This is a genomic window from Bacillus sp. GMa5/1, from assembly GCF_050172015.1.
Lineage (GTDB): Bacteria > Bacillota > Bacilli > Bacillales > Bacillaceae_G > Bacillus_A > Bacillus_A cereus.
The window spans coordinates 1-23,666 of record NZ_JBNLYC010000067.1 but is presented as its reverse complement, the minus strand read 5'-3'; the positions used below and the strand labels follow the sequence as shown (position 1 = coordinate 23,666).

The window sequence follows — 23,666 nt, the reverse complement described above, 5'->3', positions numbered from 1 at the left end:
ACGTTTATTCAAATTTAAAAGAAAGGAGCACAAAATGAAAAAGGTTCTACTTACAATTCCTATACTAATCATCCTACTTAGTGGATGCAGCAGTAACGATATATACGGTTCTTGGGAAGTCGTTGACAATAAAAAAGGGGAATGCCCTGTATATTATAAATTTGAAACAGTTATCAAAAAAGAAAATAAAGAGGAAATTGTGCAAAATTTAGTAGAAATGCAAACAACAAAGAATAAAGACGATTTATATAAAGGCTCATTTGTCAAAAATTCTAATATATATCACATTGATTATGGTAATTCATTTACATCGGACCAAACTTTAAAAGTTGCCGACGGTACATTAAATGTATACTTTTTGACAGCCGAAAAATTATGCACATATAAAAAGAAATGATTACATTTCAGAGGAGACGCAGAAAATATTTTCTGCGTTATTTCACTTTAGAAATCGTCCACAAAAATAGCCCTTGTTTTCGTATTCTTTTTCATTCAAAACATGAGAAATATACTTAATAAAAACTAGAAAATATCTTAAGTTATATAAAATGAATCCTATAATAGACATTTCAATTAACACATCTACGCTATTTACATCGTTACTTTTCAAAATAGGCTAATCCTCCCTCTAAATTTGTCAATCGTTTTAATTTTCATAAAAAAATGATAAAATGTAAACATGTGTTTTCAGAATAATTAAAAACGCAGAATGAAAGCACTGTTTTTAGGAGGGGTTTTGATGACTTACACGTTAGCAACTAGAATGAAAGCATTCCAATCTTCTATATTTAGTGAATTAGGAGCCTATAAAAAAGAAAAAATTGCAGCAGGTCATAACATGATTGATTTGAGCATCGGAAATCCTGATATGCCGCCCGCTGATTTTGTAAGAGAAACAATGGTACATACAGCGAGTGAAAAAGAGAGCTATGGGTATACATTATCAGGTATTCAAGAATTTCACGAAGCTGTAACTGAATATTACAACAACACTCATAACGTTTTATTAAATGCGGATAAAGAAGTTTTATTATTAATGGGTTCACAAGACGGGCTCGTTCATTTACCTATGGTTTATGCAAATCCAGGTGATATTATATTAGTTCCTGATCCAGGATATACAGCTTATGAAACAGGTATTCAAATGGCTGGTGCAACATCTTACTACATGCCTTTAAAGAAAGAGAATGATTTCTTACCAGACTTAGAAGTCATCCCTGAAGAAATTGCCGATCAAGCGAAGATGATGATTTTAAACTTCCCAGGGAATCCCGTTCCAGCAATGGCTCATGAAGATTTCTTTAAAGAAGTAATCGCATTCGCGAAAAAGCATAATATTATCGTTGTCCATGATTTTGCTTATGCTGAATTTTATTTCGATGGTAATAAGCCAATTAGCTTTCTCTCTGTACCTGGTGCTAAAGAAGTTGGTGTAGAAATCAATTCTTTGTCAAAAAGTTATAGTTTAGCAGGTAGCCGTATTGGATATATGATTGGAAACGAAGAAATTGTTCGTGCACTTACTCAATTTAAATCTAATACCGATTACGGTGTATTTTTACCAATTCAAAAAGCGGCATCTGTAGCACTAAGAAATGGCGCTGCATTTTGTGAGAAAAACCGCGATATTTATCAAGAACGGAGAGATACTTTAGTCGATGGATTCCGAACATTTGGCTGGAATGTCGATAAGCCAGCTGGTAGTATGTTTGTCTGGGCTGAAATTCCACAAGGATGGACTTCTCTAGACTTCGCTTATGCATTAATGGATCGTGCGAATGTCGTTGTTACACCTGGTCATGCATTTGGACCTCATGGAGAAGGCTTCGTACGTATTGCACTCGTTCAAGATAAAGAAGTGTTGCAACAAGTTGTTGAAAATATTAGAAATAGCGGCATTTTCGTCCTTGAAAAAGTAGATGAATTAGTTAAAAATTAGTTCCCACTCCCCTGCTTAACTTTAGCAGGGGTATTATTAATTGGAGGTACTTTCATATGCATATTAAAGACACGCTTCCCCATCGTTATCCATTTTTAATGATTGATAAAGTAACAAATGTAAAACAAGGTGAATCCGTTACAGGATATAAACTCATTACAAATAACGAATGGTTTATAAATGATAGTCAAAAACATATGCCTCATATGTTAATTGTAGAATCACTTGCCCAGCTTAGTGCATTTGTACATACAAGTGATTCTGAAGGACTAGGATTTCTCTCCTCTTTAGATGGAGTTGAATTCCACGGAAAAGCATATCCCGGTGATAAACTTGATTTACATTATGAGCTAACGCGCAATCGCCGAGGTTTTATTCTTGGTAAAGGTATTGCAACTGTAAACGACCAGCCTATTGTAACTATAGAAAAACTATTAATATATCAAGCAGATTAAAGTGTTCCTTATATCAGTTGGAAATATCTATTCTCAACCAATTAAGTAAATAGGAAAACATATTACGTAGTTAGGAGCAGGAAAATGGAACGTACTATCGGTATCGATGCTGGAGGCACATTAACGAAAATAGCTTATTTTAACGAAAAAAAGCTATTAACTTTTGAAAAATTTTATTCACATGAACAACATAAAATAATAGATTGGATTAAAAACAACAATGGCATAAAACAAATATGTATTACGGGTGGTAAATCGAAACTATTACAGCATCTGCTTACAGGTTCATATAAAATAATAGAGCTAAACGAATTTGAATCTACTCTTGCAGGTGTCCAATACATATTAAAAGAAGAAAAACACACTATAAACAATTTTATTTTAACCAATATCGGTACAGGTACTTCTATCCATTATGTTTATAATGAACAATATATTCGCGCTGGTGGAACCGGAGTTGGCGGTGGGACTATTATGGGACTTTCAAAATTGTTAACAAATATAGATCATTTTGAAGATGTAATTCCTCTAACAAAAGTAGGATCTAGAAAAGAACTAGATATTACGGTTGGAGATATTTATGGTGGTATTCTCTCACCTATTGATAATAGCTTAACTGCTAGCAATTTTGGTAAAGCCGCTATTTCAGAATCGAAATATAATAGCTCAGACATACTTGCTACTATACAAGGACTTGTTGGTGAAGTCGTTACTGCATTAAGCCTTCAATTCGCTGAAACAAAAAACATTAAACATATTATTTATATTGGTTCGACTTTATGTAATAACGTACAACTTCAACATATTATAAGTAGCTACACCGAATATCAAAATAAAACACCAATCTTTTTACAAGATGGTGGTAATAGCGGTGCAATTGGTGCATTACTTCATGCTACGAAATAAAAAGCTGACTTTTGTCAGCTTTTTAAAAATGGCACTTCAAATTCAATAATTGATTCCCCGTTCTCTCCAATTCGCTCCACGCTTATTCTATCAATCACACAATTTAACTTCCCATGAAAACTAGGAATCTCCTTCACTACTTCAGCAGCTAATTTGGCACTTTCTTTTCTTCCGACTGTTACATGCGGGATGTACGGAATGTCTTCTTTCAAAAATTGTAATAAAGGTCCTGCATTCTATGATAAGAAATTTTGTATACTAACTCCATCTTCTCCCCTCCATTATTTCAACTGGCTCACTGGATATTTAGCAAATAAAGATTTCCGAAAATCTTTATCTTCCACAAGCATTTTAATTTTTTCTTCATTGCCGTTAAAGAACTTTATAACTTTATTTTTATCCCATATATCTTTTTCTTTTGGAAAATCATCGAATATTCTATGCAAAATTGATAACATTTCTTCCCTCGTTATCTTAAAGTTTTTATTCTCTACCTGAAACTCATAAATTTTTGCATTTGGCACTAAAATCACTAAATATATAGCATTAAAGAAAAAATTCTTCTTCATCGTATCCTTCTCATCAAACCAATACGTCTCAATCATTTCTTCTGTAAGAGCCCCACTTTCTTTTGCGCCATAGTTCACTTTTATATTTTCATTTTCTAAACTTATACTTTGAACTGTTCCACCACCGGGTAAATGATTAACAATTGCAACCACATCTGAATTATTACCAACGTATGTCCCAGTATATTTCTTAAAATCATCTGACCTAATATCATATATATCTTTTATTCTTTCTCCATTAGAACAAGCCGCAATGAATAAAAAAATTGTTAGCATAACGATCATGTTATGATGCATATATTTCATTTAGCATCCCCCATTTTTATCGATATTTCGTTAATTACAATATTTACTTTCAAATCCCTTTTAAATATACGCATTTTAATCAAAATTAAAAATTTTCATTTTTTATGTTTACAATTATCCATTAATTGTATATACTTACTAACGTAAGAAAAAAATTCTAAAAGGAGGTCGAAGGAAATGATGAAATTACAATTACATGCATTAACTTTAGCGTTAACTGCACCTGTGTTTTCTGGACAATTAAATATGAATTCGACCACCCTAATGGAGAATTGAAAATCGTACTTTATTTCATTTAATTCATAAATTCGCCACAGGAGGCCGTATACTTTCCTGTGGCTTTTTCACGCCCAGCCATAGGAGAACTGTATCTTCCTGTGGTTTTTTTGCGCGATTTTTTAGTCTCTTACATTATTTTTCTAAGAAAGGAGCAACATTCAATGACTATTAGCGTATTGTTTTTAAGTATTACGATTCAAAGAAATATAATTTCCAAAGATGAAATTCTTCATAATGAGCAAATTGAAAAAGCTATGAATGATGTTAAGGAGCGCCAAGCACTTTACTGTGATCACCTGTAATTCCTTTTCGAAAGGAGGAATTCATTTATGACTTTTCATATTTTCTTTTTTACGACTGTACTTCAAAAAAATAATTTATCTGAAAATGAAATCAATCGTAAACAACAGTTAAAACAACTGACTGATAAAATAACTGACATTAAAAGTTCATACTACACTCAAATGTATTAAAAATATATTTTAAAGGGGTAATATATTCATGAAATTTAAAGCATTCTTTTTAACAATCACTATTCAAAAACGTAAGCTCTCACAGAAAGAGATTTTACGTGAACAACACATTCAAAATATTATGGACGAAGTAAAAGAGCTTCAATCTTCTTATTACACTCGTCTTTTCTAAATCACTTATAAAGGGGTAATTATTTTATGAAATTTAAAGTATTCTTTTTAACTATTACCATTCAAAAAAATAAATTTTCTGAGTCTGAAATGCTTCATGAACGACAAATTAATCAGGCTATGGATTCTGTAAAAGAAAGACAAAGTCATTACTGTAGTCATCTGTAATTCCAATTCGAAAGGAGGAATTCACATATGAAGTTTCACCTATTCTTTTTAACGATTACGATTCAAAAAGAAACAATATCTCAAAATGAATTAAAACAAGAAAGACAATATAAACAAGTTATTGATGAAATTCGAGATCGTAGAAGCAAATACTACACTCACCTTTAATCGTTTAACTATATAGAATTGAAAGGAGTCGATTATGATGATGATAGCACGCTGTAAGGAAATGATTTGGATAGTTCAGAGGGATTCCACATAGTTTTATAGAGCTTATGTCACACAAGTTCATCGCTGAATTTGATGTATAAAAAATATATAATAAAATCAAATCAACCCGCTTTTAATTATTTTTTTATAAACAAAAGATACACCACTTAAAAAGAGGTGTATCTTTCTCAGGTTTTACTATTTCCGATTACTTCTCTTCGTTTTAAACAATCTCACTAAGTTTGAAACAACTGTTTTTGTTACTGCATAAACTGGTACTGCTAAAATCATTCCGATGATTCCAGCAAAGTTACCTACCCCTAAAATTAGGATAATAATTGTTAATGGGTGGATGTTTAATTTCGAGCTCATAATACGTGGTGAAATAATATTACTTTCAAACTGTTGTACAATTGTTACGATAATAATTACGTATAAGGCTTGCATCGGAGATACGAACAGTCCTACAATAACAGCTGGTGCTGCTCCGATAAATGGACCTAAGTTAGGAATGATGTTTGTAAATGCTGCAATAATTCCTAAAACGAAAGCGTACGGTAAATCGATAATTAAATAACCGATAAAAGTAAACGCACCTACAAATATACAAACGAGCGCTTGCCCTTGAATATATGCAGATAATGTTTCGTTCGTTTCCTTAATGATACGAAGCCCCTCTTCACGGTAAGACTCTGGTAATAAACTTACCGCTTTTCCTGGAAAGGCATGTCCATCTTTAAACATGTAAAATAAAATGAACGGTACAGTAAATACAACTAATGCAACGTTCGTGATGATACCAAATAAAGCCGTTGCACTCGACGTAATTGTATTTGGTATATCTTTTAAGTATTCAATCGCATTTTTTTCAATTGTTTCAATGGAAACGTAGTTTTGTGTAGATAACCATTCAAACAACCTATGATGTGATAATTCTTGTATGTATACTTTTCCTTCTTTTATGTAGCCTGGCATATTTTTTACTAAGTCCATTAGCTGTTGTGAAATCGTAGGAACAACTACTCCAACGCCAACCGCAGTTAATGTTATGATAAAAAGATATAACAGCAATATCGCTAAATTTCTAGGTACTTTTTTATTCTCCAAAAAGATTAATACAGGATTAAATATGAAGTATAAAAAAAGCGCGATTAAGATTGGGAAAAATAATGTTGATATGAAGATACCAATCGGTTGAAATAAAAATGATATTTTTGTGCAAATAAATATGATTCCTACAACCATTAGCACTTCTAATGTCCAAAAGTGCACTTTTGATTTCAAAAAAATGGCCTCCTTTAAACTAGCACTTCTCTTCATTGTACCAAAATAAGTATGAATTTCACATAATATTTTCCTTTACAATATTCCAAAATACCAATAAATACACTACAATGAGATTACATACAAATTTGCAGGTAAAGGTGATAAAAATGACACAATGCATCATTTGCAGAAAAGATACGAAAGAACTTAGTGAACAATATGTCATTCCAGAAATATTATGTGGATATTATTTCACAAACTCAATTTGTGATACTTGTCATGAACAAATGACAACAAATATTGATCGTCCTTTAATTAGGCATAAATTGAGTCAATTTAAGATTGAACAAATGAAAAGACAAATTGATTCCCCACTCTATACGAATGAGCACGGTGAGGAACTTGCGGCTGCTGAGACTGATGTTGTCGAAGTAAGCGACGAAATTCTTTATTCTAATGCATTAATTATGAAACTATGTAAAAAGCACGATATTTCCTTACATAATGAAATTTGGAAAGAGGAACGTGTAACGAAAGTAGCCAGTTCTATTCAACGTGAATTGCTATTGGATAACCGTAAATATAAAATGAGTATATTAAAAATGGCTTATACATTCGCTGTACAAACAGTTGATGGCTACTTTGAAGATCAAGATGCGATTGATATCTCTACCATTCTCTCAAATGCAGATTTCGTGGAACTAAAAGAAAAAAGCATTGTACGTGATTTAAGCAAAAGTTCTTTATGGAATACGCTAAATACAAGTAGTGAAAATCATTACTTTATTTTACTTAGCGATAAAGACGGTCTGTTTTGCTTCATTCGTTTGTTTGACATTTTTGATGTTGTCGTTCATTTATCAGAAAAAAGATTTGACCTTCCATCACCCATTGTCGGTGTAAATAATGTGAATACACAGAAATTTTATGTCCAAAGTTTAAAACAGTATATGGATGGGCTGTTTAAAGAAAAAGCACCTACTATATAACAGAGACCAGAACATACGGTCTCCTTTCTTGATGAAAAGACACTGTGTTATAATGAGTATGAAAAGAACAATACAATCACATAAACCAATTATAAATTGTATATAAATAAAAAAGACTAGTGTGCGGCTACACACTAGTCCACGTAACTTAGCAGATTGGATTGTTCATTTATCCTATTTGTTTCTTACAAACAAAACAACCCACATTCTATAGGCATAGGTGGGTTGTTATTTTTTGAGCTTGTCTATTAAAACGACGACGAACGTTAACAATGCAACGAGAAACAGTCCACCCTGCAGTAGCAACGCTATTTCACTCACGTATTATCACCCCCCTCCTACTCGGAGAAGTGATAATTGAACAACCAACCGCACCTTAAGTTACCCTTTAATTTTACCATATTTTCTAATAATTTACGATGAAAACCCGCAAGCGAATAACTTGCGGGTTTTTTATCTCGTGTTAACAGGCAGTAAACAAAATGAAGCAATAAATAAGTGAAACTTTATTTCTCACTATTTTTTTAATGCATATGCATATGCATCAGCAATCATTTCACCAACAATTTTATTTTCTTCTTTCTTCTCGTCTTTCAATAATGGGAATAACAATTCTGCCACTTCATACGCTTCTTCTAAATGCGGATATCCTGATAAAACAAACGTATCAATTCCTAACGATTCATATTCTTTTATCCTTTCTGCTACTGTATGCGGATCGCCTACAAGTGCAGTACCTGCCCCACCTCTTACAAGTCCGATTCCAGCCCATAAATTAGGGCTTATCTCTAACGACTCTCTCGTACCTTTATTTAAATGGGTCATCCGTTTTTGACCAACCGAATCATATCTTGCAAATGTCTTTTGAGCAAGCTCAATTGTTTCATTATCCACATATTGAATTAAACGTTCTGCCTCTTCCCATGCTTCTTCTTCTGTTTCTCTTACAATTACGTGTAATCTAATGCCAAATCGCACTGTACGCCCCTTCTCTTCTGCAAGTTTTCTTACTTCTTCTATTTTCTCTTTCACTTGCTCTGGCGGCTCTCCCCACGTTAAATATACATCACTATGTTCAGCTGCTACTTCTTTTCCAGCAGCTGACGATCCTCCGAAATATATAGGAGGATATGGCGTTTGAACTGGTGGGAATACAACTTTACTATCTGTAACTTTAATATGTTTTCCTTCTAAAGAGATCGTTTCACCTTGCAATGTCGATTTCCAAACTTTTAAAAATTCATCCGCTGCTTCATATTTTTCATCATGATCAAGATATAATCCATCTCCTTGTAGTTCAACTGGATCTCCTCCAGCTACTACATTAATAAGCAGCCTCCCATGTGAAATTCTATCAAATGTAGATGCCATCCTCGCTGCAACTGTAGGGGACATTAGTCCTGGTCTCACTGCTACTAAAAATTTTAGTTTTTCTGTTTCAGCAGCAAGAGCTGAAGCTAACACCCAAGGGTCTTCACATCCTTGACCAGTTGGAAGTAAAACACCCGTATATCCTAAATAATCAGCTGCCGCAGCAACTTGCTTATAATAACCATATTCAGCTGCTCTTCCTCGTTTTGTCGTTCCTAAATATCGACCATCTCCATAAGCCGGAATAAACCATAATAATTCCATACCTTTACACACCCCTTATTTATTTTGAATCGTATACTAACACATTCTATATAAATTACCCCTAATAATTTATATGTTAATTCCCTGTCTCACCTTTAAAGTTATCTCGCCATCTTAAAAACTTCACTTCTAGTAAACGTACTAGAGAGTCAGAAAACTTCCCAACAAATGCAAATATAATTATGCCGACAAATACGATATCTGTATTTGAAAATTGCCTTGCATCCATAATCATATAGCCAATACCTTCTGTAGACCCCATAAGTTCTGCTACTACTAAACTCACCCACGCAACACCTAACGATAACCTTGCTCCTAGTAAAAGGTTAGGCAATGCAGCTGGTAAAATTAGTTTCGTGATTAATTTTCTTTTACTAAACTCTAACACTCTCGCAACATCAAATAACTTTGAATCCACACCTCTAATACCTAAAAATGCATTTACGTATAAAGGAAAAAATGCACCATCTGCAATTAATAACACTTTTGATGTTTCACCAAAACCGAACCATAATACGAAAAGCGGCGCAACAGCTAAATGAGGTACAGTTCTTAACATTTGCACAGATGGGTCTAAATATTGCTCACTTCTCGTTGAAAATCCAACAATCGTTCCTAAAATGATTCCTAAGCCCCCACCAATAAAGAAACCAGCCGCAGCCCTCAATACACTAATACTTAAATGGCCGAATAACTCTCCTGTTTTAATAAGCTCTTGGAAAGCTAGAAAAATATCTAATGGTGTTGGTAAAACTGTTTTAGAAACAAGACCGAATACGCCAGCCAACTGCCAAATTATTAATATAATAACCGGTATAGTAATCGCCCTTACTAAAACTTTTACATTTAACTTTCGTACCTTCTTTATGCCATTTTTCTTAATCGTTATACTCGCTGGTTTCATAACAGCTTTCGTATTTTCCACTTTACAAAACCTCTTTTCACTTCGCTTTCAATGCTTTTTCTACGAAAGAATTATCTACAACTTTTTCCGTCTTAATTTCTTTCTTTATAGAACCGAGCTTATATTGAAAATCCGCAGTCTTTTGTTGTTCTGCTATTATTTCCTTAGTTACCGGAACTAAAATTGGTTTGTCGTGATTAAACACTTCTTTTACAATCTCTGCATCTATCTTTTTTACAGAAGTGTATACTTTTATTGCTTCATCTAAGTTAGCATCTTGCCATACACGTGCTTTCTCATAAACTTTGAGGAATTTCTCAACTAATTCTGGATGTTCTTTCGCAAATTTTGTCCTCGTAATTAAAAATTCTGGTGAAGAGACATTTAATGTTTCACCGTCTGCAATCACCTTCGCACCTTTATTTAACGTATGTAATGATATGAAAGGGTCCCAAATCGCCCATGCATCTACTGATCCTGATTCGAATGCAGGCTGCGCTTCATCTGGTTGTAATTGAATGACATTTACATCTTTTGCATCAATACCTTCTTTATCAAGTGCTCGATATAATAAATTAAAGGCACTACTTCCTTTTGCTACTGCAATTTTTTTACCTTTTAAATCTTTTACACTCGCAATCTTACTATCTTTTTGAACGAGAATTCCAGTTCCTTTTCTCGCATAACTTGTATTGGCGATTTCGGTAAATCCAATACCTGCTGCTTGCGCTGAAATGACTGGAGAATTCCCTACTTCACCAAAGTCTAACCGGTTTGATGCGATTGCTTCAAAATAAGGAGGTCCACTTTGGAACTCTGTCCATTTCACTTTAACTCCTTCTTTTTTAAACTCCTCTTCAAACCATCCCTTTTTCTTTGCTAGTAATAGCGGGCTTAATCCTTGTTGTATACCAATTTGTATTGTTACATCTTCTTTCTTACTACTTGCTGTACTTTTTTCACATCCTAACAAACATACTGATATAGCTAAAGCAAAAGAAAGAATTTTTAATTTTTTATACATATAAAATCACCCTTTTCCTATATACTTGTTTGAATCAACCCTCCATATTCAAACTGCTGTAATACTTTCGTTCGAAGTTGTTGGAACGATTGAGAAGTTTTATTTCGCGGATAAGGCAAATTATTTTCAATCACTTTATGTATTTTCCCTGGTTTTGCACTCATAATGATGATTCGGTTTGAAAGATATATCGCTTCGTCTATATCATGTGTAACGAATATCATTGTTGTTTTCTTCTGCTCCCAAATATTTAGCAATACTTCTTGTAAATGACTTCGAGTAAAAGCATCCAGCGCTCCAAAAGGTTCATCAAGTAATAATACATTTGGATCTCTTAATAACGCTCTCGCTATCGCAACACGTTGTGACATCCCGCCTGAAATTTCTTTCGGATACGATTTTTCAAAGCCATCTAACCGAACGATTTCAACCCATTCTCTTACCTTATCTTTCACATACTTATCTTTTAACGATAAATCTGCCGCTATATTTTCTTCAACTGTTAACCATGGAAAAAGCCTATGTTCTTGAAAAATAAAACCTTGTTTCTTGCTCGTTTTTAAGATAGGCTCCCCGTCAATAACAACTTCCCCTTCAAAATCATTATCTAGACCGGCAACAATTTTTAGTAATGTACTTTTTCCGCACCCACTCGGACCAATTACTGTAACAAAATCCCCTTTCTCTAATTGAAAATTAATATTCTCTAATACTTGAACAGTACCAGTTTGTTTCAAAAAATATTTTGATACCCCATCAATTGAAACAGTCATTTCTTCTCCTCCTTAAAATGATTCATATAAATGAACAGATTCAGTATTTGTGCAATAAAAAAACCAAAGGCATTTTATCAACAGATAAAATGCCTTTGGTTTCTCCAATCAGCAATACGTTATGGAATTAAGTACATATTATACAAATATTTCCGATAAGTCAACTAGGTTTTATCAAAACATACATATGATTCGTTTGAATATTTTTACTGTTGTTTATTTGAACGATATCATTTACTTACTATTTTTTCTGATTTTTAATCCACTGTAACCAATAAGAAAACTCACACGCTAAATGCATTTGATGGGATTTAATAACTAAGCGACGAAATTTCTACAAAAAAAAGAGTAATTTCAAGAAATATGCTACTAACCTTAGATTTATTAAAAAAGTTAGATCATATAACTTGAGACTACTCATTCCCATTCAAAATATTTATGTAATTAAATTTTATTTCCTCTGCACCCTGGCTGTCTCCAAAACTATTGGTGGCAGCTCTTTTTGAATGATTTCTTTTAATCCATAAAGAGCTTTCCTCACATAACCACCTTCGAAATTCCCTAATGGTTCTGGTAATTCATCTTCATCCAATATGAAGTATTCTCCATTTGGAAGTACCATAATATCGATGATTAAATCTTCAAAGGAAACCACTTCATCTTTTATTTGTGTGTTTTTTACAATATTAAAATAGAAACCTAAATACTTTCCTTTTATATCTCTCCATACGTATAAATTGTACGGACGATCTTTCCAGTAATATGCGATTGTATAACTTCCTTTTGGGATTGTTAACTTAGTATCATTTGCAGTCATTGTAAATGAATACTGCACCTCGTGAAATAAAACGATACTTTGTGATTGCTTTTCAAGTAATAAGCAATTGTGATCTACTATTGTTGAGTTATACCGGATTTTTCTTTCTATAATTTCAATTTTCGATGTAAGTAACTTATTCATTATTTTGTTTCCCCTTATGCTAGTTCTATCCTCAATTATATCCATTTATGTAGTGATAAAGAAGTGTATAGTTTTTTATATAATGATTTATAAAAGTATATAATAAAAACTCCTTCTTATTTAGAAAGAGTTTTTCACTATCCATGTTTCATATTTTTTCACTTCTAACGGAAGCTCATTTGTTTTTATGTAACTAACAGCACTATTACTCATGTTTTAACTTTTCCTTAACCGCATCATAAAATTTTCGTTCTTCATCAACATTTAAGTAAACACAACTTACTGTTTTAGAAAAGCCGTATAACAACTGCGCTTTCACTGGCTCTTTTAATGTTATTTCAAAAGTAGCAGGTTCTTTTATGAACTCCATAACAGTTGCATCCAATACCTGTTTCCTTTCTTTTGCCGTTAGCAATTCACCCTTGTAGAACGCAATATTATCAATTTGTGTAAATGGCATAACAATTTTCTTTCCTAATCCGATTTGAATGACTACTTGTTCTTCTGTTACGACAAGGGGATTTTTGCGCATCGCTTGTATTTCAGCTATAAAATAAATCATCGCGTATACATTTAAAATAAGTAAAATCCATGCTATTACTGGATTCCACTGATGTAGTAAATAATGAAAACCAATGCTTTCAATTATTGTTGCATGAATAATCATGATATACACACCTATAGCACCAGTCTTTTTATGATATGAGTATACAGATTTACCTGTTGGTACTTTTTCACGCCACGATAAAAACGCATAATAGATTAACTTACACTCTTTTAGAATGACATCTACTAACTTACTTCTTTTCATAGTAGCGTCAAACGCTGCATCAATTGCATAAGAAAAGGAATAATTTTCTCTTCTATATTCTTTATATTTTTTTATTATTTTAGGAAGCACTCTAACAATTTTATAGAGAAGGAATAATTCTAGACCTACAAATGCAATTTCAGCCGCAACAATAATATAAGAGATGAATGAAAAAGCTTGTAAATAGTCACTTGGAATAATAAATCTCGCAAAAATATAACCAGCTATTACAACAGGAACTATATACGTTAACGAGTATCTTTTTCGAATAATGAAGAAATACGTGATGATTGGAATGACAAACATGCAATCTAATAATGACCCAAGCACAACTTCTTTCGGCGCAACTGGTACAATTGGAAGGGCATACAATAAATAGTTTGGTAGCATAATTAAAAAGACGAGTCCAATCCAAACACCTTTTCGCCTTCGTGATAGTGTAACCTCCATACGTTCACTCCTTTATTTAAAAACCTCATTTAAATGGTCTTTATAAAATGAAATGGCACGTTCAAATTCTTTTACTTCCTCTACTTTCACGACAGTTTCAAGTAATAATTTCATCGCTGATTCGTGATCGTTTACGTTATATTTTGCTAATGATAAAAATACTTTCATCGGAGCATTCTCTGGGAATTTTTTCACCCCAGCTTCTAATACTGTAATTGCCTTTTCATATTCCCCTATACAACGATATGTACTTCCTAAACCAATATAAGCACCGCAAAGCGATTCGCCATCAAGTCCATTTGCGATTGCCTGCTCATAATACGGAACTGCTTCTGTTTCTAGCCCCATTACATCATGTATCCACGCACACTGATACAGTACTTCTGCATCCTTTGTAAAGTTTGTTAATCCTATAAGCATCTCTTTAGACTGCGCATATTTCTTTTCGTTTCTAAGTTTAATAGCTTGCTTTAATAAATGTTCCATAGAATCCACTCCTCACCAATTATTCTGTGTATAGCTCTTGATTGGTATACGCTTCACATTCGTGTAAAAGTAAAATTCCCACCAATTAAAGTTTCGCTTACTTATTACTATGCGGATTCATTCTCATCTAAAAACTTAATTTTAAAAAGCAGTGACACGATTACATAATAACTCTAAGCTTTTGACAATTTCTTTCGCTGTTTCATCTTTCCCATTACACAACTTCCCTTTACCATCCTGTCCAATTACATAATGCACAGCTCCGCGCGAATATAAAGAATGTGGTGAATTCGCAATCATTACATTCGCCCTTGCTTCTTTCATTCTATTTTTTGCTCTTTCAAACAGTTCTTCTTCATTTAAATCACTTTCAAGTTTAAAACCAACAAGTACTGTTTCTGGGTCCCATTCTTTTATTTGTTTTAATACTTTTGGAGCCTTTTGAAAGTGAATAATCGGTGCTATATCACTTGAAATTTTTCCGTTCATATTAAGAACATTACCATCTTGATCACAAATTTTCTCCACAATCCAATCTGATCCAGCCGCTGCCATAATGACTGCATCAATCTTTTCATGTGATATGATACTTTTCATTTTATCTTGTAAATCAACGATTCCTTCAAATGGATGTAATTCTAACCCTCTATGTACATCACTCGGTTTCTCCGCAAAATAACCGTGTAAATATATAACATGTGCCCCTTTAGCTAGAAGTTCTTCTGCGATTATCCTTCCGATTGTACCTTTGGCCATATTCGTATGCCCGCGTACTTGATCCCATTTTTCTAGACAACCACCGCTCGTAATTAATACCTTTTTCCCCTTCATTGTAACCATCCCTTACTAATTTTTCTTACGAAACCATTCTGTTCCAAAGTCAACTATATCACGCTGTTTCATTAGACGACACGTTGCATTCCCTATCTTCCCATTTTTTACAGTTCCTTTTCGCTCAAACTCCACACCAATTTCTACAAACTTCTCAGATTCGTAATCCATTTCAAAAAACTCTTTCCACACTCTTTCACCGTTTTCTATAATAGGTGCTCCTACTTGTATTAACTCACATGCACCAGAACGCACCTCGGATAAATGAACAGACGTATTGGAATCATATCCAACACCAATTAATAATACGTACCCGTCTAAATCATATATTTTTCTTAATGGAGATTCTTCTCCAAAGCTCATTGATAACGAATGGTTCATTGTTATTTCTACTGCATGTTTTCCCCATGCAGCAAAACTTCCTAACGGATGATTACTACGTACTACATTCGGATATGTACGAAAACATTCAACTATTTCACCCATTCCCCTTGTTGGGGTTATACGTGAATCAAATGCTGGGACGTTATCTCGGATAATTTGCCACCAGTCTTCCGGTACAGGTGGTCTTGACCAATGTTTCGGATCGGACAAATCCGAAGATTGCGTTGGCATTATTATCGTTCCTTCTTCCGTAACAACTTTCATTAATGCTTCTACTACAGCAACCGCACCACCAGATATCCACCCGATAGAACTTAGTGATGAATGAACGATAATTGTCATTCCTTTTTCGACTCCTAATGCTTTTAAATCTTTTGTTATTGTTTCGATTGTATTTGGAAATTGTGTACTTGCTACTATTTCATTCATTTTCATATTGGTTCCCCCACTAGCTACGTAAATTTAAACTTTTATATAAATATATTATCATATTTTTCTTAATTTTTAACTTAATCATTTTCCATATCTATAAAAAATGGTAATATTATTACACAAAAAAATTTTTAAATTATAATATCCAGATTTAAAACACAAAAAGAAAGTGAAGATTTTACATCCAACCATAAAAAGCTGTTTTATACATAGACGAAAGAGCTCATCACAAATGATGAGCTCTTTGTTTACTTTATCCTTCAATTGTAACCCCAGTAAACATTGATAAGTTTCCCGTTATTTTCTCACCTACACGTAAAAATAAGCCTGCTGCTCTTCCGCTTATACAGTGAGAGCCAATTAATAGTTTACCAGTATATGGACCATCCCATGTGTCAATGGTATAGTCAGGCATTTCTATGTATTGCTGGTATATCTTCCTTTGTTCAAAGTAATACTCTGTTTTATCTTCAGCTAATAATTCATCATTTTCGTATATAGATACTCCGCCACCTTCACGACCAAATACAGGTTTGGAAACGTATGATTCATGTCTTTCTAGAAATCGCTTATTTGAAAAATATGTTGGTAGAAAGTATTTATAAATAATGTCTTGCTCTTCTTCTGTAAAGAAAACACTTTCTTCATAAAGCTTCCAAATTAGTGCGAGTACACTTTTGTTTTGCATAACAAATGCGGCTGGCGGATTAATAATTTTCACTCTTTCTTGCGCAATATGATCTAAAAATTGTAAACCAATCCTTTTTCCATTCTTATCAACGTCCGTTACTAAATACTCTATTGGATACAGTCTATATAAATATTTTATTTTTTCTCCACTCGGCGTATATATACCATCTTCCGCAACGACAATGTCTTGTATTCCTACATAGTCCGTTGACTGATTTAAGCAATACGTTCTTAAAAACTGAACCGTTTGACTATCTTCATCGTGCCAATCATAACTAGTAAAATATATCGTCTCTTCAGGGCCTATATGATAGTCATGTTTAATTTGTTCCCATGCCTGCACAATATGCTCTTCTATATGGTTTGGGTGATTTACATCATGATAACGGCATAACACTTCATTTGCGACAGACGGTTCTAAATAGCCTGTTGGCGTATCACAATTTACTTCTATTAATTTTATATCGTCACCATTTACGATAAAATCAAACCTTGTAAAATATGAAAATAAACCATTATGTTTCATTCTCGCCATTTCCCACGCTTCAGCTGGGAATCCAAGTTTTTGAAAATCTTCTGTCGTATTTACAATATATTGATACGTTCTATATAACACATACATGATTTCTTCTGTCGCTTTTGAGATAGCAGTATAAGTTTTTGCTGGCATGCGATACATCCCTGTTGCCATATATTGATTCCATTCTTCATTCTCTAACAGACTAGGCCAAGTGAAACCATTCCTACTAGCCTCTTCTGCAAGTGAAAACCATACTTTCATATACTCTTCTTGCTCTCGTTCTGTATACATTACTCCATTACCCTTTCGTTTTAGGATCCTGCTGGCGCTTTTGCGTTTCCAATTCCACTTGAACCAGAGTTTACTTTCGGTGTTTGCGTAGTAGATGATTTTGGCGTATTTGTATCTGGTGTTACTTTATTGGATGGATTTGGCTGCTGTTTATTTAAATCTACTTTATTGGAAGTATTATTGTTACCGTTAGAACCACCAGAATAACCACCGCTACTACCGCCACCTGTTCTACGCTCATCTTTTTCACGATATGGAATAACATTATTTGCATACGGTTTCTTCATTAAATTTGGTTTTGCTGTATAATTCATATTTGAAGTTCTACTCGCTAATAAATATCCTGCTACAAATGGAAGTATCGGTAAATGAGAGTTTTCATGATAAGATGAAAATGACGGATTATTTTCCTTGCATAACTCATCTTTCTCTACATTTTCATTGGTTGGGGCTTTATCATCACAATTTAATGTTTCTTGCTCATTTCTTTGTTTTGCACCATCTGTTTTAACAGCTGTACTTTCTTGCTGAGCAGTTTCTTCTTCATAATCACCACAACCTGTTAATAAAAAAGATGACACCCCTATTGAAGTAGCTATTTTTATAAACTTACTTTTATCCATTCTCACTTGTTATACACCTATCTTCTTTTATCTATATTTTTCCAGATACCTATATTATATAATGAAATTATTATTTTTTTCAAACTATATTCAATATGTACAATTATATATTTTCATGCTATTTTTCCATGTAACAATGAAATCTTTCTATCCCTGGATATTTTTCTCCTAAACTTTTAACTTGAAAACCAATTCTTTTATAAAATTCTACCGCCCCATCGTCTGTCTCTGCTTCTATATAAGTCAATTGATATATCCTTACCACTTCTTTAATCATTTGCAGTGCAATTCCTTTTTGACGATAATCTGGAGCCACTGCTATATGACATACTCGTGCTTTAGTTGCTCCGATTACTTCAATACCTAGACAAGCTTTTTCTTCATATTTGTACAAAGTCCCTTTATTACTTTGATAAAATAATACTGCTTTCTTTAAGCTTATTTCATTTGGACCGACGGCATATTGTAGCACATTTAATATTGAATCTTTTTCAATTTGTTCAACACGCTGTAAATTCATATTTTCATCCCTTTCTATGAAAAAAAGACTAACTCTTAATAAAAAGAGCTAATCTCATTACGCCGTTATTTTTTCTTCTTTTTTTACAACGACAGCCACATAACTATGAAGTATCATTCCAATAATAACGAGACTCATACCAATCCAAGATAATGATGACGGAATTGGTGCAGATAACCAGATCAGCTCTCCTACTAGCGCAAATAAAACTTCACCAGACTGCGTCGCTTCCACTGTTGCTAATTTTTGCGGATCATCTTTCACAAGATCTGTTGCAAAGAAAAATAATACTGTCGCGATTAACCCAGAGCTAACTGCTACAATAAAACATTGAAAAACTTGGCTACTTGACGGTAATCCGCCTGTTGATACTTCGTAACCAGATAATAAAAACCAAAATGGTAAACTTGCTAATGTCATACCGAGTACTCGCTGAAATACATCTAATTCCCCTTTACAAACTTGCATCATTTTTCTATTTCCAAGAGGATACGCAAATGCTGCAATAAGTACAGGAACTACACATAAAACGGTTTCACGAATACCTAATGAAGAAGCATGTTCTGCTTGCATGAGAACAACACCGAATAAAATAATGCCCGACATAACTAATTCCTTCATCGGAAGTTTTTTATGTAGTGGATCCACCGCAAAAAATGGTGTTAACAAAATCCCTGCAACGATTGTAATTTGCCATGTTGATGCAACAAGCCAACCTGGTCCGAACGCTCCAGCAAAACTAAGCGGTGCATAAAAGAGACCAAATCCAACGATACTCCACACTAACCATTCTTTCGGATTGTTTTTCATATATTGAAAGAGTTGCTTTAAGTTCCCTCTATACATAACAATAAGTAATAGCATTGGAACCATAAAATAATACCGTAATGATGCACTCCAAATCCAGCTTCCACCTTCTAAGTCCATTGCCCGGTTTAAAACAAAGGTAAAGGCAAAGAAAAATGATGCCAGTATCCCTATAACAATTGCTTTCATTGTAAAACCCCTTGTATTTAATTTTTTATCTCTATGACATATATTTTAGTATACGCGATGAAAAATCTACATACAAACTTACATTTCACTTTGGGATGATGAAGGAATTGTAGTAGATTTACATGGGAATAAAGTGCATTGGTATGAAATCGAGGCCATTACATATCAAAATTTTCAAGGGTCAAAATCTACTTTAATCTCGACCCGCTATAAAAGATGGCTACCAACTATTGCACATTCAATTTACTGGTTTTCTATTGAGAAACCAAAAGATTATCATAAAAATTTAATGATAGCTTGGGAAGAAAAGCGAACGAATAAAAACAAACGCCTCCTTTAATTATTATTTAGGGGCGTTCGTTCATTCAAAAATTAAAGAATATGTAGTTTATATTCTCTGTATAATTTCCTCAAACGACTGATATGAGCTTGATGATACCGATTATGATCTGCTATATGCCATATTCCCCATCTTATTGTCGCAGTTTCGCCTTTTTCATACAAAACTTCCTGCATTAAATCAGTTTCTGTTAGTGTCATACATTCTTCATAAAACAATTTTTGCACTGCTTCATAATCTTGCATTAACTCTTGCAATGTGTTTTTTCTTAAACTTGGTAATTCTCCTACTTCATTTAACATAGGACCATATTTATTTTCAAATGCTGGCGGAACATCTTCTCCCTTGAAACGATACACCCAATGTAAATCAACAACTGCTAAATGCTGAAGTAACTGCCCAATACTATTTTCATTATTTTCAGACCCTTTATAGGATAGTTCGTTCTCTTCAGTACCTTCGACTAACCTTTGCAATCTATTAAACGTATCAGCAACCGTCGCATACAAAATCGCTACTTGAGGGTCCATATTTCTTTCTAAATAGAGATCTTTCATACAAAACTTCCTCTCTTAAAAGAACAACACCATATGTTCATCATCACTATACACACCATTCATTTTTATAGCCCTTTTTTCAATTCCGTATGTTTTAAATCCCATTGATTCATATAATCGTTTGGCTGGTTCGTTCGTTGAAACAACCCCTAAATTCAATTGCTCTAGCTTCATCTCTTTTGCCCTTTCAATTGCTTTACGTATTAAATCACGTGCAAGACCACTTCTTCGATTTTCAGTATCTACATACATTGCAACGATATGTCCTTTATGCTTATATGCGTCTTTTTCTTCTTTTAATAAAGTAACAACCCCAACTAAACGATTTTCATTATTAAAAGCACCAAATGTAAAACTACTATTGGATGAAAGATTACTAGCAACTCGTTCAAGAGGATTTTCTTGACGTACTGCTTCTTCGTAAGTCGTTATAAATGCTTCGGGATTTACTTGTAATGCTTGTAAACGTAACTCCCAATATTGTTTTGCATCCGCTTTTGTAAGTAATCGAATCATTTTATCTTCCCCTTTTTAATTTACATAATATTTTTATAGGCTACTTTTTTGATTCATACTCTTCTTTTAATATACTGTAACGATTGCGATGAATGAACTTCCCCTGTCTCAATCGATCATTTCTCATTAACCCTTCGCATACAAATCCGGCACTTTCATAACTCTTTTTAGCTTTTGTATTATCTTCATCTACACGTAACCAAATTTTCTCCAATTCAAACTGAGAAAAACCTATTTGTAACATGCTGTTTAGAGCTGCCATTCCAAATCCTTTACCCCAATAGTCTTTATTTCCAATCGCAATTCCTAGTTCAGCATTTTTATTTGTTTTATCAAAATTTTTAAGTTCTACCCATCCAATATGTATACCTGCCTCAGTAACGATTGCCCTTTGTTCATAACCATTTTTTCGGCTTATACAAGCTTCAATCCAGTTTCTCGTATCTCCACGAGTGAACGGAGGATATTGATCTGGTACGACTAAATGCTTTGTTACATCTCTATCTAATGACCATTGATAGCGATCTTCTACATCATCTAGTGTCAATTCTCTTAATTGAACATATGGTACATTCATTTTTCTCTCCCCTTTTTATTTACCAATAGAAAATCCTTCGAACACTCTTCCACCATACTGTTCTAACGTCTTTTCTATAAAATGAATTAATTCATTTTTCTCTCCCGTTTTATAAAAATGATCAAAAGCGGCTACAAATTTGTTTGCATATTGCTCATCATATCTTCTTAGCACTCTAATAAACCATTTTGAACTCCCAAGCCACTTACCATTTACTCTTAATACATATTCATGTACTAAATCCGCTAATAAATTAGCGATAAACAATTCTTCTTCTCTTTTTGTTGCACCAATAAAGTCATCTAAAGTATCCGTAATAAAATATCGCTTCTGCTTAATCGTTTCTTCGGTCCATTTAGCTGGTCCTTTATGTAGTAAATCATTCGCTTCTTTTTTTAATTTCTCAACAATTTCCTTTTCCCCTTTTAATGCAATCCCTTCCGAAACTAATTGTGGTAACGACGGTCTCCCTCGATCACAATCCATTTTGAAAAAGGTTTTATATGTTTCAAAATTATGAACAAACACCTCAACAGGCCATCCATTACTATAGAAAGATTCCCTATAGCAAGAAGTTAAACTTTGGTCAACTATTACAATATCAAGGTCAGATGTTTTCGTCGCTTCTCCTCGTGCAACGCTTCCGCCGAGTAAAGCTACATCACAATTAGAAAATTGTAATGTAATTATGTTTTGTGCTGCGTCAATTGCTTTCATAACCGATCCTCTTTTCTTATTTCACTTTCTTTTTTTCAGCTCTTTCTCTCGCTTTTTTTATATAGCTTTCTGCATCTGGTGTTTTACATGATGTTGCACCGTGATCAACCTCTACTTTTCCAATTTCACGTGCAATTTCAATCGCTTGTCGCTCTAAGTCTTCATTACGAATTCCTATTGCGATTAAAGCACTATTCATCGCTTCTTTTTTTCTATTTTTTTCATTATGTATATTTTCTTTAATCTCTTCTAAGTACGGAGAGAAGAAATCATCATGTAACGTTTTATTTTTAATCGCTATATTTGCTAATAAAGACCAGCCAGCTCTTCCAATCCATTCATCATTAGACTTTGTCCACTCTTCCATTCTTTCTATTGCAATTGGCGAAGTACATATAGATGTCATAAGAACATCCATCAAACAGTAATAATCAACATCCTGAATCCAACTATTAAGCTGTTCTGTCGTTATTTTTTTCGGGTCTAAAATATAAGTTGCTAATGTCATTGCGTCCATATTTTTCGTTCCCCACAATCCAACTGCTAAATCGTGATCTTTTTTTATCTTCTTTTTTAACAATTTTAAATTCGCAAAACTAACTCCAAATAACGGCTCTTTCGCTCCGTGGTTTTTATACGTTTTTCGATTTTGTTCTGTTCCATATTCCTCTAGTTGCCGCATTACTTCCTCAAGTAACATATACCCACCTCTTTATCTTTTATGTTGACTGTATATATGTATGTACGATATATTCTACATTACTTTTTGGTTTTCCTATATTTATTTTTAAAATACGGTATGTGAAATTTTTAAACATTGCACAGCTACACCATCAAAAAACTATACATGTTAAACATACAGTTTTTTGATGGTATCAATTTTCCGTAGAATAAGAT

The 23,666-nt window shown here is 33.4% G+C and carries 31 protein-coding genes and 1 pseudogene; 10 read left to right on the top strand and 22 right to left on the bottom strand.

All coding sequences use genetic code 11. From position 1 onward, the window contains the following. Positions 1-34: 34 nt before the first annotated feature. From ACQGSG_RS16650 to coaW, 4 genes are all read left to right on the top strand, one after another. The gene (locus tag ACQGSG_RS16650; RefSeq protein WP_087967007.1) at positions 35-397 is read left to right on the top strand and encodes a hypothetical protein; all 363 of its coding nucleotides are present in this window, start codon (positions 35-37) and stop codon (positions 395-397) included. Positions 398-739: 342 nt separating this feature from the next. Continuing rightward, positions 740-1,939 (top strand): LL-diaminopimelate aminotransferase, encoded by a 1,200-nt coding sequence (locus ACQGSG_RS16645; protein WP_000222700.1) that lies wholly within the window; start codon positions 740-742, stop codon positions 1,937-1,939. A gap of 56 nt (positions 1,940-1,995) precedes the next feature. After that, positions 1,996-2,394: a 3-hydroxyacyl-ACP dehydratase FabZ family protein gene (locus ACQGSG_RS16640; protein WP_000547659.1), complete on the top strand. Its 399-nt coding sequence runs from the start codon at positions 1,996-1,998 to the stop codon at positions 2,392-2,394. Between the two features lie 84 nt (positions 2,395-2,478). After that, the gene (gene coaW / locus ACQGSG_RS16635) at positions 2,479-3,300 is read left to right on the top strand and encodes a type II pantothenate kinase (protein WP_000442493.1); all 822 of its coding nucleotides are present in this window, start codon (positions 2,479-2,481) and stop codon (positions 3,298-3,300) included. Positions 3,301-3,314: 14 nt separating this feature from the next. Here the strand turns inward: coaW and ACQGSG_RS16630 are convergent. Together ACQGSG_RS16630 and ACQGSG_RS16625 are read right to left on the bottom strand one after the other, a co-directional pair. Next, positions 3,315-3,530 (bottom strand): annotated as a pseudogene (locus ACQGSG_RS16630) (2'-5' RNA ligase family protein); the annotation flags it as partial. 51 nt (positions 3,531-3,581) lie between these two features. Then, on the bottom strand, positions 3,582-4,175 hold the full coding sequence (locus ACQGSG_RS16625; protein ID WP_000876535.1) for a DUF4825 domain-containing protein: 594 nt from the start codon (positions 4,173-4,175) through the stop codon (positions 3,582-3,584). 440 nt (positions 4,176-4,615) lie between these two features. Here ACQGSG_RS16625 and ACQGSG_RS16620 point away from each other — a divergent pair, with 440 nt between their 5' ends. The 5 genes from ACQGSG_RS16620 to ACQGSG_RS16600 are packed head-to-tail and all read left to right on the top strand — an operon-like array spanning position 4,616 to position 5,434. Continuing rightward, the gene (locus tag ACQGSG_RS16620; protein WP_000156176.1) at positions 4,616-4,756 is read left to right on the top strand and encodes a YrzI family small protein; all 141 of its coding nucleotides are present in this window, start codon (positions 4,616-4,618) and stop codon (positions 4,754-4,756) included. Positions 4,757-4,783: 27 nt separating this feature from the next. After that, entirely contained in the window at positions 4,784-4,927 is a 144-nt protein-coding gene (locus tag ACQGSG_RS16615) for a YrzI family small protein (RefSeq protein WP_000142715.1), read from the top strand. A gap of 28 nt (positions 4,928-4,955) precedes the next feature. Next, a complete protein-coding gene (locus tag ACQGSG_RS16610) occupies positions 4,956-5,099 on the top strand; it encodes a YrzI family small protein (protein WP_000668961.1) in 144 nt (47 codons plus the stop codon). Between the two features lie 26 nt (positions 5,100-5,125). After that, positions 5,126-5,266 carry a YrzI family small protein gene (locus ACQGSG_RS16605; protein ID WP_000669805.1) on the top strand — a complete coding sequence of 47 codons (141 nt, stop codon included), beginning with the start codon at positions 5,126-5,128 and terminating at the stop codon, positions 5,264-5,266. Between the two features lie 27 nt (positions 5,267-5,293). Continuing rightward, positions 5,294-5,434: a YrzI family small protein gene (locus tag ACQGSG_RS16600; RefSeq protein ID WP_000668497.1), complete on the top strand. Its 141-nt coding sequence runs from the start codon at positions 5,294-5,296 to the stop codon at positions 5,432-5,434. A 240-nt stretch (positions 5,435-5,674) separates the two neighbouring features. Here the strand turns inward: ACQGSG_RS16600 and ACQGSG_RS16595 are convergent, their stop codons facing one another. Next, positions 5,675-6,760 (bottom strand): AI-2E family transporter, encoded by a 1,086-nt coding sequence (locus tag ACQGSG_RS16595; protein WP_000837892.1) that lies wholly within the window; start codon positions 6,758-6,760, stop codon positions 5,675-5,677. Between the two features lie 149 nt (positions 6,761-6,909). Here ACQGSG_RS16595 and ACQGSG_RS16590 point away from each other — a divergent pair, with 149 nt between their 5' ends. Beyond that, positions 6,910-7,731 (top strand): HNH endonuclease, encoded by an 822-nt coding sequence (locus tag ACQGSG_RS16590; protein ID WP_000189710.1) that lies wholly within the window; start codon positions 6,910-6,912, stop codon positions 7,729-7,731. 228 nt (positions 7,732-7,959) lie between these two features. Here ACQGSG_RS16590 and ACQGSG_RS16585 read toward each other — a convergent pair whose 3' ends face one another. The 19 genes from ACQGSG_RS16585 to ACQGSG_RS16495 all read right to left on the bottom strand — a co-directional run bounded on the left by ACQGSG_RS16585 (position 7,960) and on the right by ACQGSG_RS16495 (position 23,469). Next, a complete protein-coding gene (locus tag ACQGSG_RS16585) occupies positions 7,960-8,052 on the bottom strand; it encodes a putative holin-like toxin (protein WP_001289320.1) in 93 nt (30 codons plus the stop codon). Positions 8,053-8,247: 195 nt separating this feature from the next. Continuing rightward, positions 8,248-9,366, bottom strand: coding sequence for an FMNH2-dependent alkanesulfonate monooxygenase (gene ssuD, locus ACQGSG_RS16580; RefSeq protein WP_426947687.1), 1,119 nt, complete (start codon positions 9,364-9,366; stop codon positions 8,248-8,250). Positions 9,367-9,442: 76 nt separating this feature from the next. Continuing rightward, positions 9,443-10,291, bottom strand: a complete 849-nt coding sequence (locus ACQGSG_RS16575; protein ID WP_325842824.1) for an ABC transporter permease — start codon at positions 10,289-10,291, stop codon at positions 9,443-9,445. Between the two features lie 16 nt (positions 10,292-10,307). Beyond that, positions 10,308-11,294 (bottom strand): aliphatic sulfonate ABC transporter substrate-binding protein, encoded by a 987-nt coding sequence (locus ACQGSG_RS16570; RefSeq protein WP_000277087.1) that lies wholly within the window; start codon positions 11,292-11,294, stop codon positions 10,308-10,310. 17 nt (positions 11,295-11,311) lie between these two features. Beyond that, the gene (locus ACQGSG_RS16565; protein WP_000218582.1) at positions 11,312-12,067 is read right to left on the bottom strand and encodes an ABC transporter ATP-binding protein; all 756 of its coding nucleotides are present in this window, start codon (positions 12,065-12,067) and stop codon (positions 11,312-11,314) included. 451 nt (positions 12,068-12,518) lie between these two features. Next, on the bottom strand, positions 12,519-13,028 hold the full coding sequence (locus ACQGSG_RS16560) for a DUF402 domain-containing protein (RefSeq protein WP_325842823.1): 510 nt from the start codon (positions 13,026-13,028) through the stop codon (positions 12,519-12,521). A 205-nt stretch (positions 13,029-13,233) separates the two neighbouring features. After that, positions 13,234-14,289, bottom strand: coding sequence for a hypothetical protein (locus tag ACQGSG_RS16555; RefSeq protein WP_325842821.1), 1,056 nt, complete (start codon positions 14,287-14,289; stop codon positions 13,234-13,236). Positions 14,290-14,301: 12 nt separating this feature from the next. Further along, positions 14,302-14,775: a tetratricopeptide repeat protein gene (locus ACQGSG_RS16550; RefSeq protein WP_000400636.1), complete on the bottom strand. Its 474-nt coding sequence runs from the start codon at positions 14,773-14,775 to the stop codon at positions 14,302-14,304. Between the two features lie 141 nt (positions 14,776-14,916). Beyond that, positions 14,917-15,606, bottom strand: coding sequence for a phosphopantothenoylcysteine decarboxylase (locus tag ACQGSG_RS16545; RefSeq protein ID WP_000676724.1), 690 nt, complete (start codon positions 15,604-15,606; stop codon positions 14,917-14,919). A 15-nt stretch (positions 15,607-15,621) separates the two neighbouring features. Continuing rightward, on the bottom strand, positions 15,622-16,425 hold the full coding sequence (locus tag ACQGSG_RS16540; RefSeq protein ID WP_000783344.1) for an aminoglycoside N(3)-acetyltransferase: 804 nt from the start codon (positions 16,423-16,425) through the stop codon (positions 15,622-15,624). 250 nt (positions 16,426-16,675) lie between these two features. After that, positions 16,676-17,923: a glutathionylspermidine synthase family protein gene (locus ACQGSG_RS16535; RefSeq protein WP_000287883.1), complete on the bottom strand. Its 1,248-nt coding sequence runs from the start codon at positions 17,921-17,923 to the stop codon at positions 16,676-16,678. Between the two features lie 20 nt (positions 17,924-17,943). Continuing rightward, positions 17,944-18,552, bottom strand: coding sequence for a hypothetical protein (locus ACQGSG_RS16530; protein ID WP_098280448.1), 609 nt, complete (start codon positions 18,550-18,552; stop codon positions 17,944-17,946). A 112-nt stretch (positions 18,553-18,664) separates the two neighbouring features. Beyond that, the gene (locus ACQGSG_RS16525) at positions 18,665-19,066 is read right to left on the bottom strand and encodes a GNAT family N-acetyltransferase (protein ID WP_001053322.1); all 402 of its coding nucleotides are present in this window, start codon (positions 19,064-19,066) and stop codon (positions 18,665-18,667) included. A 57-nt stretch (positions 19,067-19,123) separates the two neighbouring features. Beyond that, entirely contained in the window at positions 19,124-20,062 is a 939-nt protein-coding gene (locus ACQGSG_RS16520) for a DMT family transporter (RefSeq protein ID WP_000644587.1), read from the bottom strand. 372 nt (positions 20,063-20,434) lie between these two features. Further along, positions 20,435-20,959, bottom strand: coding sequence for a DinB family protein (locus ACQGSG_RS16515; RefSeq protein ID WP_325842820.1), 525 nt, complete (start codon positions 20,957-20,959; stop codon positions 20,435-20,437). Positions 20,960-20,974: 15 nt separating this feature from the next. Then, positions 20,975-21,475 (bottom strand): GNAT family N-acetyltransferase, encoded by a 501-nt coding sequence (locus tag ACQGSG_RS16510; RefSeq protein WP_098605040.1) that lies wholly within the window; start codon positions 21,473-21,475, stop codon positions 20,975-20,977. Between the two features lie 40 nt (positions 21,476-21,515). Beyond that, complete coding sequence (locus tag ACQGSG_RS16505) at positions 21,516-22,052, bottom strand: GNAT family N-acetyltransferase (protein ID WP_098605041.1); 537 nt, start codon at positions 22,050-22,052, stop codon at positions 21,516-21,518. A gap of 15 nt (positions 22,053-22,067) precedes the next feature. After that, positions 22,068-22,769, bottom strand: a complete 702-nt coding sequence (locus ACQGSG_RS16500) for a nucleotidyltransferase domain-containing protein (protein ID WP_000643682.1) — start codon at positions 22,767-22,769, stop codon at positions 22,068-22,070. 16 nt (positions 22,770-22,785) lie between these two features. Then, on the bottom strand, positions 22,786-23,469 hold the full coding sequence (locus ACQGSG_RS16495) for a DNA alkylation repair protein (RefSeq protein ID WP_000923474.1): 684 nt from the start codon (positions 23,467-23,469) through the stop codon (positions 22,786-22,788). Positions 23,470-23,666: the final 197 nt, after the last annotated feature.

Bases quoted from the DNA above. Each gene is read 5' to 3' on its own strand.
- ACQGSG_RS16645 (WP_000222700.1), top strand. From the start codon at position 740: ATGACTTACACGTTAGCAACTAGAATGAAAGCATTCCAATCTTCTATA.
- ACQGSG_RS16510 (WP_098605040.1), bottom strand. From the start codon at position 21,475: ATGATTCGATTACTTACAAAAGCGGATGCAAAACAATATTGGGAGTTA.
- ACQGSG_RS16525 (WP_001053322.1), bottom strand. From the start codon at position 19,066: ATGAATTTACAGCGTGTTGAACAAATTGAAAAAGATTCAATATTAAAT.
- ACQGSG_RS16545 (WP_000676724.1), bottom strand. From the start codon at position 15,606: ATGAAGGGGAAAAAGGTATTAATTACGAGCGGTGGTTGTCTAGAAAAA.
- ACQGSG_RS16495 (WP_000923474.1), bottom strand. From the start codon at position 23,469: ATGTTACTTGAGGAAGTAATGCGGCAACTAGAGGAATATGGAACAGAA.
- ACQGSG_RS16565 (WP_000218582.1), bottom strand. From the start codon at position 12,067: ATGACTGTTTCAATTGATGGGGTATCAAAATATTTTTTGAAACAAACT.
- ssuD (WP_426947687.1), bottom strand. From the start codon at position 9,366: ATGGAATTATTATGGTTTATTCCGGCTTATGGAGATGGTCGATATTTA.
- ACQGSG_RS16615 (WP_000142715.1), top strand. From the start codon at position 4,784: ATGACTTTTCATATTTTCTTTTTTACGACTGTACTTCAAAAAAATAAT.
- coaW (WP_000442493.1), top strand. From the start codon at position 2,479: ATGGAACGTACTATCGGTATCGATGCTGGAGGCACATTAACGAAAATA.
- ACQGSG_RS16600 (WP_000668497.1), top strand. From the start codon at position 5,294: ATGAAGTTTCACCTATTCTTTTTAACGATTACGATTCAAAAAGAAACA.
- ACQGSG_RS16590 (WP_000189710.1), top strand. From the start codon at position 6,910: ATGACACAATGCATCATTTGCAGAAAAGATACGAAAGAACTTAGTGAA.
- ACQGSG_RS16520 (WP_000644587.1), bottom strand. From the start codon at position 20,062: ATGAAAGCAATTGTTATAGGGATACTGGCATCATTTTTCTTTGCCTTT.
- ACQGSG_RS16620 (WP_000156176.1), top strand. From the start codon at position 4,616: ATGACTATTAGCGTATTGTTTTTAAGTATTACGATTCAAAGAAATATA.
- ACQGSG_RS16570 (WP_000277087.1), bottom strand. From the start codon at position 11,294: ATGTATAAAAAATTAAAAATTCTTTCTTTTGCTTTAGCTATATCAGTA.
- ACQGSG_RS16560 (WP_325842823.1), bottom strand. From the start codon at position 13,028: ATGAATAAGTTACTTACATCGAAAATTGAAATTATAGAAAGAAAAATC.
- ACQGSG_RS16540 (WP_000783344.1), bottom strand. From the start codon at position 16,425: ATGAAAATGAATGAAATAGTAGCAAGTACACAATTTCCAAATACAATC.
- ACQGSG_RS16500 (WP_000643682.1), bottom strand. From the start codon at position 22,769: ATGAAAGCAATTGACGCAGCACAAAACATAATTACATTACAATTTTCT.
- ACQGSG_RS16640 (WP_000547659.1), top strand. From the start codon at position 1,996: ATGCATATTAAAGACACGCTTCCCCATCGTTATCCATTTTTAATGATT.
- ACQGSG_RS16555 (WP_325842821.1), bottom strand. From the start codon at position 14,289: ATGGAGGTTACACTATCACGAAGGCGAAAAGGTGTTTGGATTGGACTC.
- ACQGSG_RS16515 (WP_325842820.1), bottom strand. From the start codon at position 20,959: ATGAAAGATCTCTATTTAGAAAGAAATATGGACCCTCAAGTAGCGATT.
- ACQGSG_RS16605 (WP_000669805.1), top strand. From the start codon at position 5,126: ATGAAATTTAAAGTATTCTTTTTAACTATTACCATTCAAAAAAATAAA.
- ACQGSG_RS16535 (WP_000287883.1), bottom strand. From the start codon at position 17,923: ATGTATACAGAACGAGAGCAAGAAGAGTATATGAAAGTATGGTTTTCA.
- ACQGSG_RS16610 (WP_000668961.1), top strand. From the start codon at position 4,956: ATGAAATTTAAAGCATTCTTTTTAACAATCACTATTCAAAAACGTAAG.
- ACQGSG_RS16625 (WP_000876535.1), bottom strand. From the start codon at position 4,175: ATGAAATATATGCATCATAACATGATCGTTATGCTAACAATTTTTTTA.
- ACQGSG_RS16505 (WP_098605041.1), bottom strand. From the start codon at position 22,052: ATGAATGTACCATATGTTCAATTAAGAGAATTGACACTAGATGATGTA.
- ACQGSG_RS16650 (WP_087967007.1), top strand. From the start codon at position 35: ATGAAAAAGGTTCTACTTACAATTCCTATACTAATCATCCTACTTAGT.
- ACQGSG_RS16550 (WP_000400636.1), bottom strand. From the start codon at position 14,775: ATGGAACATTTATTAAAGCAAGCTATTAAACTTAGAAACGAAAAGAAA.